This window comes from Microbacterium sp. 05N427, from assembly GCF_056397105.1.
Genome location: NZ_JBFTMT010000010.1, coordinates 1 through 16,489, shown reverse-complemented (window position 1 = coordinate 16,489; position 16,489 = coordinate 1). Strand labels below are relative to the sequence as shown.

General features: G+C 68.6%; 18 protein-coding genes. 5 read left to right on the top strand and 13 right to left on the bottom strand.

The annotated features are described in order from the left end of the window. The 3 genes from AC1DG4_RS10990 to AC1DG4_RS10980 all read right to left on the bottom strand — a co-directional run bounded on the left by AC1DG4_RS10990 (position 1) and on the right by AC1DG4_RS10980 (position 1,996). Positions 1-1,215 (bottom strand): hypothetical protein, encoded by a 1,215-nt coding sequence (locus tag AC1DG4_RS10990; RefSeq protein WP_477378093.1) that lies wholly within the window; start codon positions 1,213-1,215, stop codon positions 1-3. Next, positions 1,215-1,553, bottom strand: a complete 339-nt coding sequence (locus tag AC1DG4_RS10985) for a hypothetical protein (RefSeq protein WP_477378091.1) — start codon at positions 1,551-1,553, stop codon at positions 1,215-1,217. The genes AC1DG4_RS10990 and AC1DG4_RS10985 overlap by 1 nt, the downstream gene beginning before the upstream one ends. A 155-nt stretch (positions 1,554-1,708) precedes the next feature. After that, a complete protein-coding gene (locus AC1DG4_RS10980; RefSeq protein ID WP_052674178.1) occupies positions 1,709-1,996 on the bottom strand; it encodes a WXG100 family type VII secretion target in 288 nt (95 codons plus the stop codon). Positions 1,997-2,146: 150 nt separating this feature from the next. On the opposite strand from AC1DG4_RS10980, the gene AC1DG4_RS10975 reads away from it, so the two are divergent. From AC1DG4_RS10975 to AC1DG4_RS10955, 5 genes are read left to right on the top strand one after another with little or no spacing between them, the layout of a single operon-like run. Then, entirely contained in the window at positions 2,147-2,452 is a 306-nt protein-coding gene (locus AC1DG4_RS10975; RefSeq protein WP_477378089.1) for a hypothetical protein, read from the top strand. Further along, the gene (locus AC1DG4_RS10970; RefSeq protein WP_477378087.1) at positions 2,449-3,639 is read left to right on the top strand and encodes a hypothetical protein; all 1,191 of its coding nucleotides are present in this window, start codon (positions 2,449-2,451) and stop codon (positions 3,637-3,639) included. Before AC1DG4_RS10975 ends, AC1DG4_RS10970 begins: the two co-directional genes overlap by 4 nt. 9 nt (positions 3,640-3,648) lie before the next feature. Further along, complete coding sequence (locus AC1DG4_RS10965; protein ID WP_477378086.1) at positions 3,649-4,209, top strand: hypothetical protein; 561 nt, start codon at positions 3,649-3,651, stop codon at positions 4,207-4,209. Next, positions 4,193-4,798, top strand: a complete 606-nt coding sequence (locus AC1DG4_RS10960; protein WP_477378084.1) for a hypothetical protein — start codon at positions 4,193-4,195, stop codon at positions 4,796-4,798. The genes AC1DG4_RS10965 and AC1DG4_RS10960 overlap by 17 nt, the downstream gene beginning before the upstream one ends. Further along, on the top strand, positions 4,795-5,331 hold the full coding sequence (locus AC1DG4_RS10955) for a hypothetical protein (RefSeq protein WP_477378082.1): 537 nt from the start codon (positions 4,795-4,797) through the stop codon (positions 5,329-5,331). Before AC1DG4_RS10960 ends, AC1DG4_RS10955 begins: the two co-directional genes overlap by 4 nt. A gap of 8 nt (positions 5,332-5,339) precedes the next feature. Here the strand turns inward: AC1DG4_RS10955 and AC1DG4_RS10950 are convergent, their stop codons facing one another. The 10 genes from AC1DG4_RS10950 to AC1DG4_RS10905 form a co-directional block, all read right to left on the bottom strand. Further along, the gene (locus tag AC1DG4_RS10950; protein WP_477378080.1) at positions 5,340-9,851 is read right to left on the bottom strand and encodes an FtsK/SpoIIIE domain-containing protein; all 4,512 of its coding nucleotides are present in this window, start codon (positions 9,849-9,851) and stop codon (positions 5,340-5,342) included. A gap of 64 nt (positions 9,852-9,915) precedes the next feature. After that, positions 9,916-11,304: an RDD family protein gene (locus tag AC1DG4_RS10945; RefSeq protein WP_477378078.1), complete on the bottom strand. Its 1,389-nt coding sequence runs from the start codon at positions 11,302-11,304 to the stop codon at positions 9,916-9,918. 111 nt (positions 11,305-11,415) lie between these two features. Continuing rightward, positions 11,416-11,703, bottom strand: a complete 288-nt coding sequence (locus tag AC1DG4_RS10940) for a WXG100 family type VII secretion target (protein WP_052674178.1) — start codon at positions 11,701-11,703, stop codon at positions 11,416-11,418. Positions 11,704-11,839: 136 nt separating this feature from the next. Next, complete coding sequence (locus AC1DG4_RS10935) at positions 11,840-12,535, bottom strand: hypothetical protein (RefSeq protein ID WP_477382127.1); 696 nt, start codon at positions 12,533-12,535, stop codon at positions 11,840-11,842. 33 nt (positions 12,536-12,568) lie between these two features. After that, on the bottom strand, positions 12,569-13,060 hold the full coding sequence (locus AC1DG4_RS10930; protein WP_477421235.1) for a hypothetical protein: 492 nt from the start codon (positions 13,058-13,060) through the stop codon (positions 12,569-12,571). Beyond that, positions 13,057-13,935: a hypothetical protein gene (locus AC1DG4_RS10925; protein WP_477382129.1), complete on the bottom strand. Its 879-nt coding sequence runs from the start codon at positions 13,933-13,935 to the stop codon at positions 13,057-13,059. The genes AC1DG4_RS10930 and AC1DG4_RS10925 overlap by 4 nt, the downstream gene beginning before the upstream one ends. Beyond that, entirely contained in the window at positions 13,932-14,537 is a 606-nt protein-coding gene (locus AC1DG4_RS10920) for a hypothetical protein (RefSeq protein WP_477382130.1), read from the bottom strand. Before AC1DG4_RS10920 ends, AC1DG4_RS10925 begins: the two co-directional genes overlap by 4 nt. Beyond that, the gene (locus AC1DG4_RS10915) at positions 14,534-15,832 is read right to left on the bottom strand and encodes a hypothetical protein (protein ID WP_477382131.1); all 1,299 of its coding nucleotides are present in this window, start codon (positions 15,830-15,832) and stop codon (positions 14,534-14,536) included. The genes AC1DG4_RS10920 and AC1DG4_RS10915 overlap by 4 nt, the downstream gene beginning before the upstream one ends. An 11-nt stretch (positions 15,833-15,843) precedes the next feature. Beyond that, positions 15,844-16,188, bottom strand: a complete 345-nt coding sequence (locus AC1DG4_RS10910) for a hypothetical protein (protein WP_477382132.1) — start codon at positions 16,186-16,188, stop codon at positions 15,844-15,846. Positions 16,189-16,296: 108 nt separating this feature from the next. After that, a partial coding sequence (locus tag AC1DG4_RS10905) for a WXG100 family type VII secretion target (RefSeq protein ID WP_477421234.1) occupies positions 16,297-16,489 on the bottom strand: 193 nt, incomplete at its 5' end.

Here is a 16,489-nt window from a genome sequence, read left to right as displayed (position 1 = left end):
TCACTTGTCGCCGGAGAGGGCGTGCACGATCGTGGAGTTGATCGATCCGCCGGATCCGGGGATGTTCCCGACGATCGTGTTGGCGCGGGAGTACATGGTCCACCCGACGCTGATCAGGATGTCGGGGGCACTGGACATGTTGTTCAGGGCTCCCGCCCCCTTGCCGGTGAAGAAGCGCGCGATCGAGTCGACGGCTCGCCCGTCCACTCCGTGGTTCTGCAGCAGCGTACCGAAGAAGTTGCGGGCTCCCGCACCGAAGGATCCCGTGAACTTGAAGGCGGAGGTGCCACTGCCGAAGACCCGGGCGAGCTCCTGACGGATGGGCGCGCGACCGGCGCCGGTGAGCAGTCCGCCGAGCGCGCTGTCGGCGAAGCTCCGCAGCCCCTTCATCCCCCCGAACAGCTTGCCCATACTGCCGAACGGTATGACGCCGATCGCGGCGATGAGGACGTCCGTGAGCCCGGCGTCGCCCCGCGTGGCCTGATAGATCGTGAGCGCCAGGGTCGCGATCGCGGCGATCGCTGCGAGGGCGCCGATGATCGGACCGCCGATGATGATCGCGGCGACGGTGAGGATCAGACCGACGACCTTCAGCACCTCCAGCGCCACCGCGACGTATCCGTCGACGTTGTCCCAGAAGCCGTCCTTGATCTTGCCGCTCGTGGCCTTGCTGATGCCGTCGACAGCCGTGTCGAAAGCGGTCTCCCAGGTGTCGTACTCGGAATCGAAGACACGCGCCTCGGCGACGAACTCCTCGTGCTTCTGCTTCTTCGATGCGTCTTCCTGCGCGTTCTCGGTCGCCTCGTCCGAGCCCTCCTTGGGCGGCACGACCCACGTCGGCCGGTCGCCCTGCAGATACCCCGGCAGCCCGGAGAAGGTCGTCCACAGCTCCTCGCAGCTCTTCACGGCCGCGTTGAGCCGGGGCTGGACCTCCGAGAGCGTCGTCGCGTAGGACACCAGCACCGGGCCGGTCGGCCGATAAAGCTCGCCGGCGAGCTTGAGCTGCTCGTGGGTGTCGCCCACAATCTCCTGCAGCTTCTCGATCGCCTCGCCCTTCTGCCCCGAGCTCTTGTCGTGCAGCGCCTTCAGGAACGAAGCGCTCTCGCCCATCGCGTCGCCGAGCGACGTGATCTCCGCCCCGCGCTTCGAGATCGTGTCCGCATTGCCTTTGAGGCGCTCGATCTGACGCCCCTTGGGCGAACGTTCCATGTACATCAGGGCGTTCCGATCTTTCGCGGCGGGTTCTGTCCTGTGGCGTCGACTTCCATGCTCTTCGCCGTGTCCTCGTCCCACTTCTTGCAACCGTCGAGCACGCCCTGGACGTGCTCCTGGACCTTCCCGATGTCACGGGCCAGATCACGGCGCTTGTCGTCCCAGCGCGACTCGAAGTCGCCGACCTCGTCCTTGAGCTTCGATTTCCCGAAGGGCGAGTCGATCGCGTCCTGCACCGCGTCGGTCCGAGAGGACGCCCCCTCCAGCTCCGTCACGATGTCCTTGAGCTTGAGGCTCACCGCGCTCAGCTCCTCGTACTTGATCCAGATGGCCTCGGCCATGCGATCATCCCCCTCCGGTCCGACAACACCAACCTATGGAACCTCGCCGCGCGCGTCGATGGGGAGGACTCCCCATCGGATCCGCGACGTGCGCGCTCACGACGGAGGGACCGGCGGCCGAAGCCACCGGTCCCTCGAGATCGTGCGGTGCGGTGTCAGCCGCCGGCGAGCTGCGTGTCCAGATCCTGGATCGCACGCATCATGCCCAACAGCGACTCCGACATGTCATTGATACCGTCCACGGCCTGCTTCAGACCCGTGGTCAGCTCCCCATAACCCTCACCGAACTTGCCCGACGCATGCTGCGTCTTGAAATCCTCACCCAGCAGGTTGTCCACCTGCCCCTTCAGAGTGTCCAACTGACCCTGAATATCATCACGAGCCTGCGACAACGACGACGCCACCTGCTCCATCTCCGCATAAGACGCACCGAAATCGGCCATCGTCAACACCTCCGGTAATCACCTGAACCGGACCACCCCGGCCCGACAACAACAAACTAACAACCCCCCACTGAAACCGTCGATGGGGACAACTACCCATCGAAGGGCGCGGCCCTGCTGGGATAGGTTCTCTCGCGGAGGGAAAGACTCATGGACGTACTGCTGGACCTTGCTCGGCTGCGCGACGCACGCGACACGCTGGCGACCGCGAAGAAGGATTTCGACGGCGCCGCGAAGATCAACGACACGCTCGAGGACGCCATCGGCGATCCCCAGGGCAAGTCGAAGCTGCGGGACCGTGTCGGCTGGTTCGAGTCCAACTGGTCGGGCAATCGCGAGGACCTGGCGAAGTCCGTCGAGAACGTGTACAAGCGGATCTCCGGCATCGTCGACGGCTGGGACGAATGGGAGAAGAAGGCCTCGGCCGAGTTGGAGTCGAAGGAGGGCCACAAGTGAGCTCCTCCCCGTTCACCGGCCACGAGCTGCGCCAGTTCGCCGGCGTCCCCGAGACGATCGCCGATACCGCGGAGCAGTACAAGACGCTCGGCGACGCGATGAAGCGCACCGCGGACACGCTGCGCGACATCGCCGCCTCGCAGATCAGCCAAGGCACCGACAAGCTGAAAGAGGATTCGGAGAAGATCGAATCCGATCTGCGCCAGGCCGGGGTGCGCTACTCGGGCACCGGCTCGGCGCTCTCGCCGTATGCGACGGCCCTGGAGACCGCGCGTGCGTGGTACGCCAACCATCACGAGGCGCTGACCTCCGCGGAGACCGCGTACAACCACGCGATCTCAGAACAGCAGAAGGCCGCCTGGGCCCCCTCGACCGATGGCGACCAGCACGACAAGGACGTGACAGCCGCCAACAAGGCCGTCGAGGCTGCTTCCGGCGACCGCGATTCGCTGTGGCGCGCCTACGACAGCGCGTACTCCGCGTGGGAGGAGGCCTTCGACAAGGCCGCCGACGGTGTGGCGGATGCCATCGACAAGGCCGACAACGACGACAGCTTCTGGGGATGGATCGCCAAGGCCATCGAGATCATCGGCTATGCCCTGATCGTGATCGCGATCGCCGCGCTGTTCGTCGTGTCGAGCCCCTGGTCGACCATCCTGCTCGTCGGCACTCTGGCGCTCTCCGCGATCCACCTCGCGGGAACGATCTACCTCTATGCGAACGGCAAGGCGTCTTTGTCGGACGTGCTCTGGAGCGCCTTCGGGCTCGTCACCGCCGGCGTCGGCGGCCTGGCCGCGCGTTCGATCAAGCTCGCGACCGTCGCGAACGGCGGAGAAGGCCTTCTCAGCGCCTCCCAGACCGCCTCGAAACTGCCAGTCTTCGCCCGGGGCGTACGCACCCAGTCCATGCCGGGATTGGGAGGTTTCGTCAATCCGTTCTCGACCCTCGCGCGCGGCCCGGAGTGGTCCGCCCTCAGCAAGTGGGGCACCGCGCTGTCCGACTGGACTGCCCGCACCGGCCCGCGCAGCGCGACGATCGCCGACGCCTGGGCGAACATCGTGGTCGACACCGTGCCGAAGATCGGGGGCGCAGGGATCACCGCCGTCGGCAGCTGGATCGCCGGGGTGGCCGGAGGCGTCTACAGCGCCCCGACGAACCCGCTCTATTACTCCTTCGGGCGTCCGTAGACTCGGACCATGCCGTTCTCGACGTTCTCGAACTTCCGACTCAACCGAGGAGGGCTGTCGGATCGTCTCGGGCTACTGCGGTTCATCGGCGCCATGGCGTCACTCGCCATGGCGCTGCAGTGGATCGTTCCCGTCGGCGCCCGGTATATCTTCAACGGCGGACGGATCTACTACTCGAACGCGCCGGAGCGGATGTGGCCGGAGCTGCTGCCCTGGCCTGTCTTCAGCATCCCCGCCTGGCTCACGATCCTGACCGGCGCGCTGGCGATCGCCTGCGCGTCCGCGTACCTGTTCTCCGGCGGACTCGAGATCGCGAACGACATCCCGTTCATGGGGCTCGTCCCCCTGCTGTTCTGCGCGTTCTTCCCCTGGCAGATCGCCGCCTTGGACATGGACCCGACCGGCGTCATCCGCACACCGGGGCCGGAGGGATATCCGATGGGCTGGCACTGGGTGATCAGCCCGTTCAGCCTCATCATGGTCGTCGCGATGATCGCGGCGTATCGCCGGATGGGACGGATCCGCGCGGAGCGGCGTCGCAGGAGGGCGGCCCATGTCGCTGAAGGATGAGCTGCTGGGGGTGCGCCCCGCGGAGCCGAACGGCTACACGCTGCTGGTGCCCCCGGACTGGGGGCGGTTCGTGACGGACGACACAGGACGGGACGAGCTCATCGCCCTGCTCCGCTCCCGCTTCGCCGAGGTGTCCCGACCCGATCTGTTCGCACAGGTGCGGGCGGCCGTGCAGCGCCAATGGTCGCAGCTGCGGAACCAGAGCGCCATCGAGATCTACATGCCGGTCGTGCCGCCCGTCGAAGGCGGCACCCCCATGAGCATCGTGACGACGCCCTGGATCGCACAGGGTCCCTTTCATGAGGACGTGAAGCAGCGCGCCGGCGCGGGGCACGAGGTGCTCGATGCCGGCGACGGCACGCTCGTGCACCGCTGGGAATCGGACCGGAGGAGCCAGGGGGACCTGGAAGGGCTCTGGTCCCGCGAGATCACCTACGTCCGCCCCTTCCCCGGAGAGGCCCCCTCGCGGGGGATCATGATCATGGCATCGATTGTCCACCCCGGCGTGGCGGAGGCCGGTCCCGCGCTCGACGGATTCGCCGCGCTCGCCGATGCCATCGCGTCCACCTTCACCTGGAGGTTCGCATGAGCGACGATCTCCCCGAGGGCTGGCTGCCGACGCCGTACGGCGTGGACGAGGCCGAGGCCCCGCAGCTCGCGGCGACGCTCACCCGGATCGCCGTCGAGACGCTCCAGGGCTTCGAAGCCTCGGATGAGGCCACCGCAGCCATGACGGCGACCATCGCGCGTCTCCCCGTCACCTCCCGGGTCATCGGGAGGGTGTGGCACGCCCTCGGCCCCTCGGCCACGGGTGCGATCGCCGACCTCAGCATCATCGAAGGCGTCGCTGAGGTGCCGGACTCCCCCTTTGCGCACACCATCCCGCAGAAGACCGTCCTCTTCGAGGGAGGCAGAGCGGTGCTGTCCTTCGTCGCCCCGGCGGAGCACGTCCGCGTCGGGATGCTGCTGCGCGCCCAGCGCCGTGAGGGCGGGCGCGTCCTGGTCGCCGACGTCGTCGGCGCAGATGCGGCTGTCCTCGGGATGATCCTGAACGACGTGATCGCCCTCGTCGGCGGCTCGTCGCACGCCGAGGCCGCCGGGGCCGGCGCACTCGCCGGCTGACGCGCCGTTCAGGCCAGCGTCTCCCCCTCCACGAGCGGCAGCTGCATGATCACCTGGCGCCCCGCCTGCACGAAGATGCCCCGCCCTTCGGGGAAATCGGTGCGCTTGACCTTGGGGAACGGCACCTTGAACACGGCGTCGCCGTCGAAGGCATCGGGCTTGAGCACGATGCCCTTGCGGCCCGCCTTGAAGTCGCCGATGTAGCCGAACCCGCTCGTGGCCTGGGTCACGTCGAGATCGCCGATCAGCAGGTGGTCGCTGCGGTTGATCGCCTGGAACAGCGCCTTCATGTCGCGCTCGGCGGGGGTGTCCGCGAACTGCGGCACATCCTCGACGACGACGAGCAGGCGCACGGGCATCGACTCGTCGCCGGCGAGCTCCGCGAGCTCCGCCGCGAGCTCCTTGGCGGCTTCGGGCGTGGTGGCGCTGCGCGTCCAGTCGGCATAGTCCTTGAGGACGGACCGGCGCCCGCCGAAGTGGAACAGCTTGACCCCCGGATCGAAGCGGCGCATCGACGTGATGATCCCCTTGAGCGCCGTGGTCTTGCCCGACAGCGGCGGGCCCGCCACGAGGAACGTGCCGATCGGGTCGAACTCGCGCGCGGCGAGCGTGTCCTCCGCGACGCCCAGCACCGGATACTCTCCGATCCGGTCGGGGAGCGTCGAGGCCGCGAGCCGCGTCGGCAGCGATCCGATCTCGGCGACCTCGCGGGCTCCCGCGGAGCGCAGCTCCGCGGCCATCGCCTCGAGCAGCTTCGTCTGCTCGGCCACGTTCGGGGTGCCGCCGAGCGTCGCGATCTGCGTCTCCAGCCCGTCCACGATGGCGCGGCCCGGCGCGGAGCGCTCGTCGAGCACGTCCTTCGGGGCGTTCAGCATGGCGTAGCCCGATTCGTCGCTCAGACGCAGCACGACCTTGCGCGACACGTTCGCGCTGACCGCGGTGGGTACGGATCCGGAGCGGTCGGCGGTCGCGATCACGTGCACGCCGAGCGGACGCCCCTCGCCGAGGATGCGCATGAAGGTCTGGTAGAACGGCATCCGCGCCGTGGTGGACTCCCACTCGCCGCGGAACTGCGGGAACCCGTCGAGCAGGAACAGGATCCGCGGCTCGTCGATGCCGGTGAGATCGCGGTACTCGGTGAGGCTCGCGGCGTTCGCGGCACTGAACCGCTTGCCGCGGTCGTCGAGCACGCGCGCGAGCGAGCGCAGGATGCGCTGCACGCGTTCCGCGTCGTCGCCGGAGATCACGGATCCGACCTGAGGCAGGACCTCGAGGCTCTTCAGCGCCCCGGATCCGAAGTCCAGCGCGTACACCTCGACATTCGTGGCCGCATCCGATCCCGCCGCGATCGCGAGGGTCCGTAGCACGGTCGACTTACCCGCGCCGCTCGTGCCGTAGACGAGCAGGGAGCCGTCGCGATCGGGCACGAAATACGTGGGCTCCTGCAGCTGACGAGCCGGCACGTCGGTCTTGCCGAGCAGGATCTGCCCGTCGCCGAGCGTGGGGAGATCGCGGATGTCGACCGCATGCTCGAGGTCATCGAGCCATGGTCGGCGCGGCGCGGGGATGCCGGCGTGCGTCGCCGCGGCGACGAGCGTCGCGACGATCCGCTTCTGGTCGTTGGGCCCGAGGTCTCCGTCGTGGCTGTCGGACTCGGGCTCCTGGTCCGGCTCCCAGAGCTGGGTGGATCCGAACCGCAGCTCGGCCACGCGCACGTCGGCCACCTGCTCCTCGTCCGTGCTCCAGCCGCCGGCGTAGGCGGACTGGAACGGCACGAGGCGTCCCGGGCCGGTCTTCGCGATCCCTCGGCCGGGGATCGACGGCGGGAAGGACGCCGCGACCGCGTCGTCCACGACGTCCTTGGAGTCCGACTCGTCCGCCATGCGCAACGCCACGCGCAGGTTGGTGTTGGCGCGGAGATTGTCCTTGATCACGCCGGCGGGACGCTGCGTGGCCATGATCAGGTGGATGCCGAGCGAGCGACCGCGCTGTGCGATGTCGACCACACCGTCGACGAACTCCGGCACTTCGCCGGCGAGGGCGGCGAACTCGTCGATCACGAGCACGAGCGCGGGAGGGGTGTCGGGGTCGCGGCGCTTCTCGAGCTCGAGAAGGTCCTTCGCCTTCTTGCGGTTGAAGAGGTGCTCGCGGTGATGCAGCTCGGCACGGAGGCTTGTCAGTGCACGGCGCACGAGGTGCGGGCTGAGGTCGGTGACGAGCCCGACGGTGTGCGGGAGGTCGACGCAGTCGGCGAACGCGGATCCGCCCTTGTAGTCGACGAAGAGGAATGTGACCCTGTCGGGGCTGTGCGCGGCGGCCATGCCGAGCACCCACGCCTGCAGGAACTCGCTCTTGCCCGCACCGGTGGTGCCGCCGACCAGGGCGTGCGGGCCCTGGGTGCGCAGGTCGAGGGTCATCGCGTCCGTCTGCGACTGGCCGATGATGGCGCGCAGGTTGCCCGCCTTCTTGAGCCGCGACTGGGGTGCGCCGGAGCGGTCGATGATCGTGTTGTTCTGCCGCCAGCGGTCGATCACGCTGGTCGGATCGGATGCGGTCTCGGATCCGACGAGCGAGAGGAACATGACCGAGTTCGGGATGTCGGAGGAGTCCTCCACGACGGTCGAAGCGTCCACGACCGGCGCGAGACGCTTGGCGAACATGGTCATGTAGGCGTGCGAGACGCCCTCGACCTTCACGTCGGGGTAGACGACGCCGTTGCGGACCGTGCCGACCCTGGCGTGCTCGAGACCCGCCGAGACGTCGATGAAGCTGCGGCAGGCGGCCGGCAGCGCCTCCACCACGGGCGCGACGAACAGGGCGTAGACGCCGACGTCGGCGCCGCGCTCGAGGATCTGAGTGAGCCGGGCTCGATCGACGGGGGCGTCGTTGGTGACGATGACGAGCACCGCCGCCTGCCCCTCGAACGCGGACTCCTCGGCGGCGCGCTTGACGTCGGTGCCGTAGCGCATCGGATCCCAGTCGTCGCCGTACGGCAGGCGCTGAGCCGCGGTCGCCGTCGACCGGCGCATCACGATCTCCTCGAGTCCGTTCAGCAGCGCGGTGCCCGTGGATGCCGAGTCGGCCAGCGCCATCTCCTTGAACGGGTTGCGCTCGCTCGAGGTGTGCGGCAGCCACGTCAGCCAGTCGAGCTCGTTCGCCCAGCCCGGCTCGGTGAGCGCCACCGCGACGAGCTCGTTCGACGAGTGCATCCCGAACAGCTGCACGGCGAGGCCCCGCAGCGCATCCCCGGCGACCGAGGTGGGGCCTGCGACGCCGATGGATCCCGCGCTCAGCAGCGACTCGAGGATCGGCACGTCGTCGATCACGCGGTAGCGCTCCTCGAGGCGATCGACCCGCTCCACGAACTCGGGCAGCGCCTCGGCGGCCTCGGTGCGGGTGATCGTCGTGCGGGACAGGTCGGAGCAGGTGCCGAGCCGCACCGCGAGGAAGTTCCAATGCTCCGGACGACGGGTCCACAGCAGCGGCCCGAGCCGCATCGCCTCATCGAACACGACCGCGACCGCAGGGACCTCACTGTTGCGCACCGCGTGCTCGCGCGGACGCGCGTGGTAGAGCTTCTCCTCGAGGCGCTCGAACTGGTCCTCGAACAGCTCGGCCTCCTTGCGCAGGCGCTGACCGAGGTTGGTCTTCTGCGAGATGAAGTTGCCGAACATCATCATCGGGCTCGCCGCCGCCATGAGCAGCGACAGCGGTCGCTGGGTGAAGACGAACATGGTGACTGCGAGCAGGATCGGGGCGACGAGCATGGGCCAGGGGAACAGCCGCTGCACCTGGTCCCTCGGGTAGCGCGGTTCGTCCACCTCCTCGCCGGCGAAGCGCTCCTCGACCCGCGGACTGCGGTTGAACAGCAGCGCACCCCCGCGCTCGAGCACCGGATCCTGATCCGCCGCACTGCCGTCGAAGTCGCCGACGAGGCGCACCACGATCTCGCTGTCGCCGAGGGTGAACGGCTGACCAGGGATGACCCGCAGGCGCTGCACGAGGCCGCCGTCGACGAGGATCCCGTTCGCCGAGTTCAGGTCGACAAGCTCGACGAACGTTCCGGCGACCTCGATGCGGGAGTGCTTCTTCGAGACGAGCGGGTCGGCGAGATGCACGTCGGCGGTGGCCTCACGGCCGATCACGAAGTGACCGATCGGCAAGGAGAACTCCTGACCGGCGGCGGGACCGGAGAGCACCCGCAGGTGCGCGGCGGGACGGGCGCCCGCCGTGCCGGTCGCGATCCGGTCGGCGCCGAGGTTCACGATCTCGGCGAGGAAGCCGGATCCGACCGGGGCGTCGCCGATCGCGAGGTCGGGATTCAGGGTCACCAGGCGCTCGCTCGTGGGCGGCGCGACCGAGAGCGTGAGCGTCTCCCCGTGCGCGACCCGGATCGAGCGCAGCGGATCCGTCGTGGCGATGTGGTGTGCGACGTCGGCGACCGTCGCCGTGGAGTCGGCGGTGACGACGATGTCGGTGAGCGGTGCGCCGGGGCGGCGCAGGGTGAGCTTGACCTTCATCGGTGATCCTCCGGGCGGCGCTCGCGCGCTGTCGTTTCTGCGGCGGCCGCGCGGGCGCCGGGGGTCATGCCTGCTCCACGCGCAGGCTGCGGTCGCCGAAGCGCAGCACGTCCCCGGCGCGCAGCTCGGCGGGGTGCCCCGGCGTCAGCGGGTGCTCCGCGCCGTCGCGCACGATCGAGCTGCCGTTGGTGGAACCGCGGTCGACGGCGACCACGCCGCGGCGCGAGAGCAGGATCGCGACGTGGGTCTTGGAGACCGAGCGCGTCTCGTCCGCAACCCGCACGAGCTGTGCGTCGCCGTCGCCGTCGCCGGTCGCGGGCGCGCGCCCGATGAGCGTGGCGGTGCGCACCTCGACCCGCTCGCCGTTGTCGATCACGAGGACCGCGCGGGGAGCGTCGGACGCGGGTGCGGACGCGGGTGCAGGCGCATCTGCGGGTGCGGGTGCCGGTGCGGGTGCGGGTGCCGGTGCGGGGGGAGTCTCCGCCGGCGCGATCGTCGGCGGCTGCCAGGCAGCAGCAGCAGCAGGCGCGGAGGGAGGGGCGAAACCGCCCACGGGGGCGTCCGTCGGCGCAGGCACGGGCCCCGGTACCGGGGCCGGACCGGCGGGCGGTGTGGCCAGCGAGGGAACCCCGACGACCGGGGCTCCGGCCGCGGCGGGCGCCGTGGCCGCGGCCGCACCCGCTGCCGCGGGAGCCGCGGCGCGGTGCGCGCCCACGACCCCGCCGGAGAAGCGGCCGGTCGGCACATACACGGCCGGGGCGTCGCGGTCGACCGGAGTGGCCAGCGAGGGCAGCTCCGGGGCGGCCTCGTGCACCTCGGTGGTGATCTGCTTGCGGGCGATGCGCATGCGCTTGCCGTCGTAGGGGTTCAGGCCCCGGCGCACGTCGACGAGCCAGGTGGCCGCCACGCGGTCGGGCCAGCCCCGTCCGCGCCGCTCGGCATCGAACAGCGGCGACAGCGCGATCACGAGCAGAGGGCCGATCAGCGGCACCAGGAAGGACGCGGCGAGGATCAGGTAGCGCACCACGGCGCCGCGCCAGAAGCCGGGCTTCTCGAGCGTGCGCACGTTGACGGTGCGGATCCCGCACGCGGCCTTGCCGAGCGTCACTCCCTTGAGGCCGTGCAGGATGAGCTGCACGAGCGTGTAGGCGAACATGAGCGCGTAGGAGACGATCAGCGGGAGCAGGATCCAGATCAGGTCCTTGCGGGCCAGCAGCCCGGCGGGATCACCCGCGCTCAGCAGCACGAGGTTGGTACCGGCGATCGCTCCGGGCGTGGCGATGACGAGCGCGACGACCAGTTCGAGGAGGGTCGACAGCACCCGCGTGCCGGCGCGGGCCGGGACGAGCCCGATGGCCTGGGCATACGTCGGATCCGGACGCCCCTGCGCATCCAGACCCTCGATGTCGGTGGTCTGGGCCGGAATCTCCCAGATGTCGTTCGACAGGCTCATATCCCCTCACGTTATCAAGGCCGCGCGCCGGATCCCGGTACGCCGCCACCAGCCGCAGAGCACGGAACGGGGGCCGGTGGACGTGCCACCGGCCCCCGCAGCACCGGTGGTTCAGCCGCCGGCGAGCTGCGTGTCCAGATCCTGGATCGCACGCATCATCCCCAGAAGCGACTCCGACATGTCATTGATGCCATCCACCGCCTGCTTCAGACCCGTGGTCAGCTCCCCATAACCCTCACCGAACTTCCCCGACGCATGCTGCGTCTTGAAATCCTCACCCAACAGGTTGTCCACCTGCCCCTTCAGAGTGTCCAACTGACCCTGAATATCATCACGAGCCTGCGACAACGACGACGCCACCTGCTCCATCTCCGCATAAGACGCACCGAAATCGGCCATCGTCAACACCTCCGGTAAATCGTTTGGACCGGACCCCACCGGCCCGACATAACGAACCTAACAACCCCACGACACCCCGTCGATGGGGAGGACTGCCCATGCCTGCTGGCAGGCGCCGAACCGCCGAAAGGACGGATCAGTCGGCGGGGGCTGCGCTGACCTGGGTCGACGCTGCACCGTCCGGCATCTCGGGCAGCGCCGGCTCCTCGAGCTCGCTCTCCCAAGTGAACGTGGAGATCATCGCGTCACTGAGCAGCTCGAGGGAGTCGACGACCTCACCAGGCACGACGTCGCCGTCCGGGATCACGATCGTGGTGGTGAACACGAGCGCCTTGCGGCGCTGCGTTCCCGGCGCGGGGATCACGTAGGTGAGGGTGCGTCCGCTGACCCCTTCGATCCGACGCGCGTTCGCCGGTCGCTGCGGTTCCGACCTCCACCGCACGATGTGCGGCGCATCCTCATCGAGGAACTGCGCGCCCTTGGTGCGGAACGCGTCCGACACCCAGCCGTCGAGGTTCTCGCCGTCCGCCGCGCTGAGCGCGGACGCCGTGATCGACATCGGCAGCAGCTCGTCCATCTCGACCTGCTCCTGGCGGTAGATCGCGAACACCTTGGTGCGCGCCATCGCCTGGTTGGTCTGCGCCATCAGTCCACGGAACTCGGCATCCAGATCCGGGCGGTTCGCCTGCCGGAAGATCGCACTGGCGCGTTTCACATCGTCTTCCTGCGCGGCGTTCGTCGGCACGTGCTGCACCCAGCCGGGCGGCAGCACGAACCGGAAGGCGGGGATGCCGAACCGCAGTTCGACCCCGAGATCGTTCATCGTTCCCATGTCACATCCCCCGTCGTCGATCCATTGTCCTGATCAGGCATTGCGCTTCCCCCGCCCGATCCGCACCGGAGCCAACCAGGCGAGGCGCGTCAGTTGTGCTGCGCCCAGTCCGATGTCGGCATAGCGACGCACGCTCTTCGCCTTCGCCAGGCGCGGGTCGTGCTGCGCGGCACGGGCGAGGGCGTCCCCATGCATCAAGGCGCCGATCAGCACGTGGCCTGCGTGTGCCTTGCGGATTCCGCCGAGGTTCTCGGCTGCATTGTCACGCGCGAGTTGAGCGAGAACCACCGGCTCGTCGACGCTCTTCGAGACGAGCGCTCGTTCCTGCACTGCTGTCGCCCCGGTGATCACCACGGCCGCGGCGTCACGATAGTCCGGACACTGTTCGAGCAGCCGGCGCTCCTCGCGCACCCACGCGGAGAGCAGCCGGTCTCCGCAATCGGAGCAGACGTGCRCAGGGATCACGCCGCTCGCTGCGAAACCACAGGAGCGCGACCCCCTCCGCACCGCGCGATCGGTGATCAACGACCCTTCCTCGCATTCACCCGGCTGTTCGCGGACTTCCAGATCTCTTCGTTCCCGCGCACTCCCAACTCGGCGAGCCCCGCCGCCCCCAAGCCGCGGCGGCCGGCTTTCTTGGCGTCAAGCCGGACCGCCGTCGTCATCGACCGCGCGCTGAGGTCGGCGAGCTCGCGCCATCGGTCTGAGGGCTCGAGCTCGTGGCGGTGTCGACGCGCAAGTCGACGTGTCGCGCGACCCGCCGCGCGTCGGACGCCTTGCGCGTCGGAGAAGGCGCTCTCGCCCGGGGCCTCGATGACAGCCGACTGCCGAGCCGCAGCACGAGTGAGCACCGCGGTCACCTCCTCCGCGTACACGGGCGACGACCGCAGGATCCTCCGCTCCTCTGCGACCCACTGCCCCAGGAGCTCCTCGTCACAGTCATCGCAGAAGCGATCGGGCACCGTGCCGTCCCTGGCGTAACCGCAGTCGCAGACGGCTCGACGCACGCCGTCGGACAGCCGGCCGAACTCCAGGTACAACGACACTGCACCGACGGTGCTCTGTCGCAGCGCGTTGAACAGAAGTCCGTCACCGCGCCGGCGGCGCTCCTCCGAGAGCAACGACGTCCACCGTTCGAGGTCCGCATGGCGCACATGCGGCGACACCACCCGCGCATATTCGATGAGCAGCGCGGCCAGCTCAGCGTGTTCCGCCGCTCGTCGTCGTACTGACGCCGACGTCGCCCCCGGCCATGAGGGCATCGAACCGTTCTTCGCGAGGGCCCTCATCCGCACGCGGCCCTCTTCGGAAGACTGGAGCCAAGCCGCGTCGATCGCGTGATCCGCGACTCGCGCCCGTCGCTCGAGTTCAACGATCGGCAGTTCGGGTTCTTCCGTCACGCTGGATCCCCCGGTGGAAGCGTGATACCGGAGAGAAGGCGGGGAAGGTGCTCCTCCATCAGTGCGAACGACTCCAAGGTGGCCCCGAACGCCTCTGCCCTGATCAGCCACGGTCCCGACTTGAGCAGCACCGTCCAATTTGCGATCGGAAGACCCGCCCCCTCCACGTCGACGGCGGAGGTGCGTCGCAGCAGAACCCCGCGACCGTGCGTGTCCGTGTCGATGGCGATCAGCTCGGAGGCCGCCGAGTCCGGCAGCACTCCGATCTCGAACAAGAGGTCCTCGACACTCGCGCTTTCAGCCGGACCGACGGTGAGCTGCACAAGGACGTCGCTGTACACCGCGGGCGGAGTGAACCACAGTTGTGTGATGCCGGGGTCGGCCATCAACAGCAGACCACGGGCGGTCACCCGAAGAGCTTCCAGATCGCCCGTGGTGAGTGCTGCGCCGGCCGCCCAATGCGCGACAGCATCGCGGACCCAGTTCTCACCCGCTTCGGCGTCCGTCAGCTCTTCCGCCGCCGGGAGCGGCAGGAACCATGCGTCGTCGAAGGCAAGATCCCACTCGGCCCGTACCGTCGCATTCGTGTGGTGTTCGCTCATCCGGCCCATCCGTTGATCATCTTGGCCGGTGAGAGGCCCCCGGAGGGCTTGCCCTGCGTCACCGCGACAGCCTTGTCCGCCCATTTGTAAACGTTCCAGGCCTGCTCGAACTTCGACGGGGAGGACGTCACCATGTCCGCAAGCGCGGGTGGCAACTTCGACGCAAGCTGCTTGCCGAAGGCCGTGCTGCCCTGAAGCCCTTCCTGAAACGCTACCGTGAACGACCTGTTCGCACCGCCGAGGAACCGTTGGCCGAGGCCCGCGAGTGAGAACGGTCCAGTCATGCGCGTCTTGGAGATGTTCGTGACGAACTCGCCGAACTTCGCCTTGGTGCCCGCCTTCCAGCCGCCCTTTGCGACAGCAGTGATGCCGCGGATGTTGCGGATCTGGCCGAGCGGGCCGGTGAGCTGCTTGGGGATCGCCTTGAAGAATTTTCCGAAGCCCTGTCCGAGCTTGCCTATCGGCAGGACGCCGACGATCGCCCAGGCGAGATCGCCCCATCCCTTCCTGCCGTCGAACATCAGCGCCACCGTGAGCGCGAGGGCGATGACGCCGACGACCAGGGCGGCGATCGCGAAGAACGGTCCGCCGATGATGAGGCCCAGCACCGCGATCGCGAGACCGATCCAGGAGACCCACTCCGAGATCACCGCGAGCACGCCCGCGATGTTCTCCCAGGTGCTGTCCTTGCCGATCTTGTTGGCGTCGCCGAGCCCGTTCACGGCGTGCTCGTACGCCTCGTCCCAGGTGTCATATGCGGTGTCGAAGCGACCGAGGTTGTGGTCGTGCGTCTCGTTCGCCGTCGTCAGCATGGAGTGCGCGGACGACGCAGCCCCGCTGAGCTTCTCGCCCGCCGACTTCGACGCATCGGCCTGGTCGGGCGCCGGCGGGTGGTCGGAGACGGACGTGTTGTGCTGGGTGAGCGCGCTGTCCGCTGCGGTGGCGTCGGACTGCGCCGTGGCGAGAGCCTTCTCGCTCGTCTCGCAGTCGCCGACGATGGTCTTCATCTGCGCCTGCACCGTGGCGAGCACCCCTGCGTAGTCGGTGAGTGTCTTGCCCGCGGGCTTGTAGCGCCGACCTGCCTCGTCGAGGTCTCCGTGGACGTCGCCGATGACGTCCTTGATCTTGTCCATCGCGTAGCCCTTGCCGACGAGCTTGCCGCTCTTGATGTCCTGCAGGGTGGACGCGGCGGTCGTCATCTGCGTCGCGAGCGTCGTGATGGCCGTGCCGCGATCGCTGATCGCCGCGGAGTCGCCCTCGATGACGGCGACCTCATGCCCCTTGTGGGTCTTCATCCCGCTCCCCCTCAGTTCGCCACAGCGCGGCCGCGACCGCCGCCGGCGCCCTGGCCGGACTGCTGCATCGAGCCGGCCATGTCGGTGTCGGTCTTGGTGACCTCGTCGACGGTGCCCTTCACCCGGTCGGAGATCTCCTTGAGCTTGGACAGTAGCTTGTCGCGGCTGTCGTCCCAACTTCCCTCGAAGTCGTGCACGCGTGACTTCAGACGGTCATCGCCGTCCGGGCGGCCCACCGCCTGCTCGAGATCGTCACGCCGTTTCGACGCCGCCTCGAACTCATCGACGATCGCGATCAGCTGCGCGCTGGTCGTCTTCAGATCGTCGATCGGGTAAAGAACCCCGTCCCCCGCCATGTCATGCCCTCCGTGTCATCGCCCCTGCGGGCGCCTGCTGCTGCGGATGCATCGGGGCGCCGTGCGGACGGATCCGGCACGACGCCTCCGATACGTGCGGCTGGTGGTTCAGCCGCCGGCGAGCTGCGTGTCCAGATCCTGGATGGCACGCATCATCCCCAGAAGCGACTCCGACATGTCATTGATACCGTCCACCGCCTGCTTCAGACCCGTGGTCAGCTCCCCATAACCCTCACCGAACTTCCCCGACGCATGCTGCGTCTTGAAATCCTCACCCAACAGGTTGTCCACCTGCCCCTTC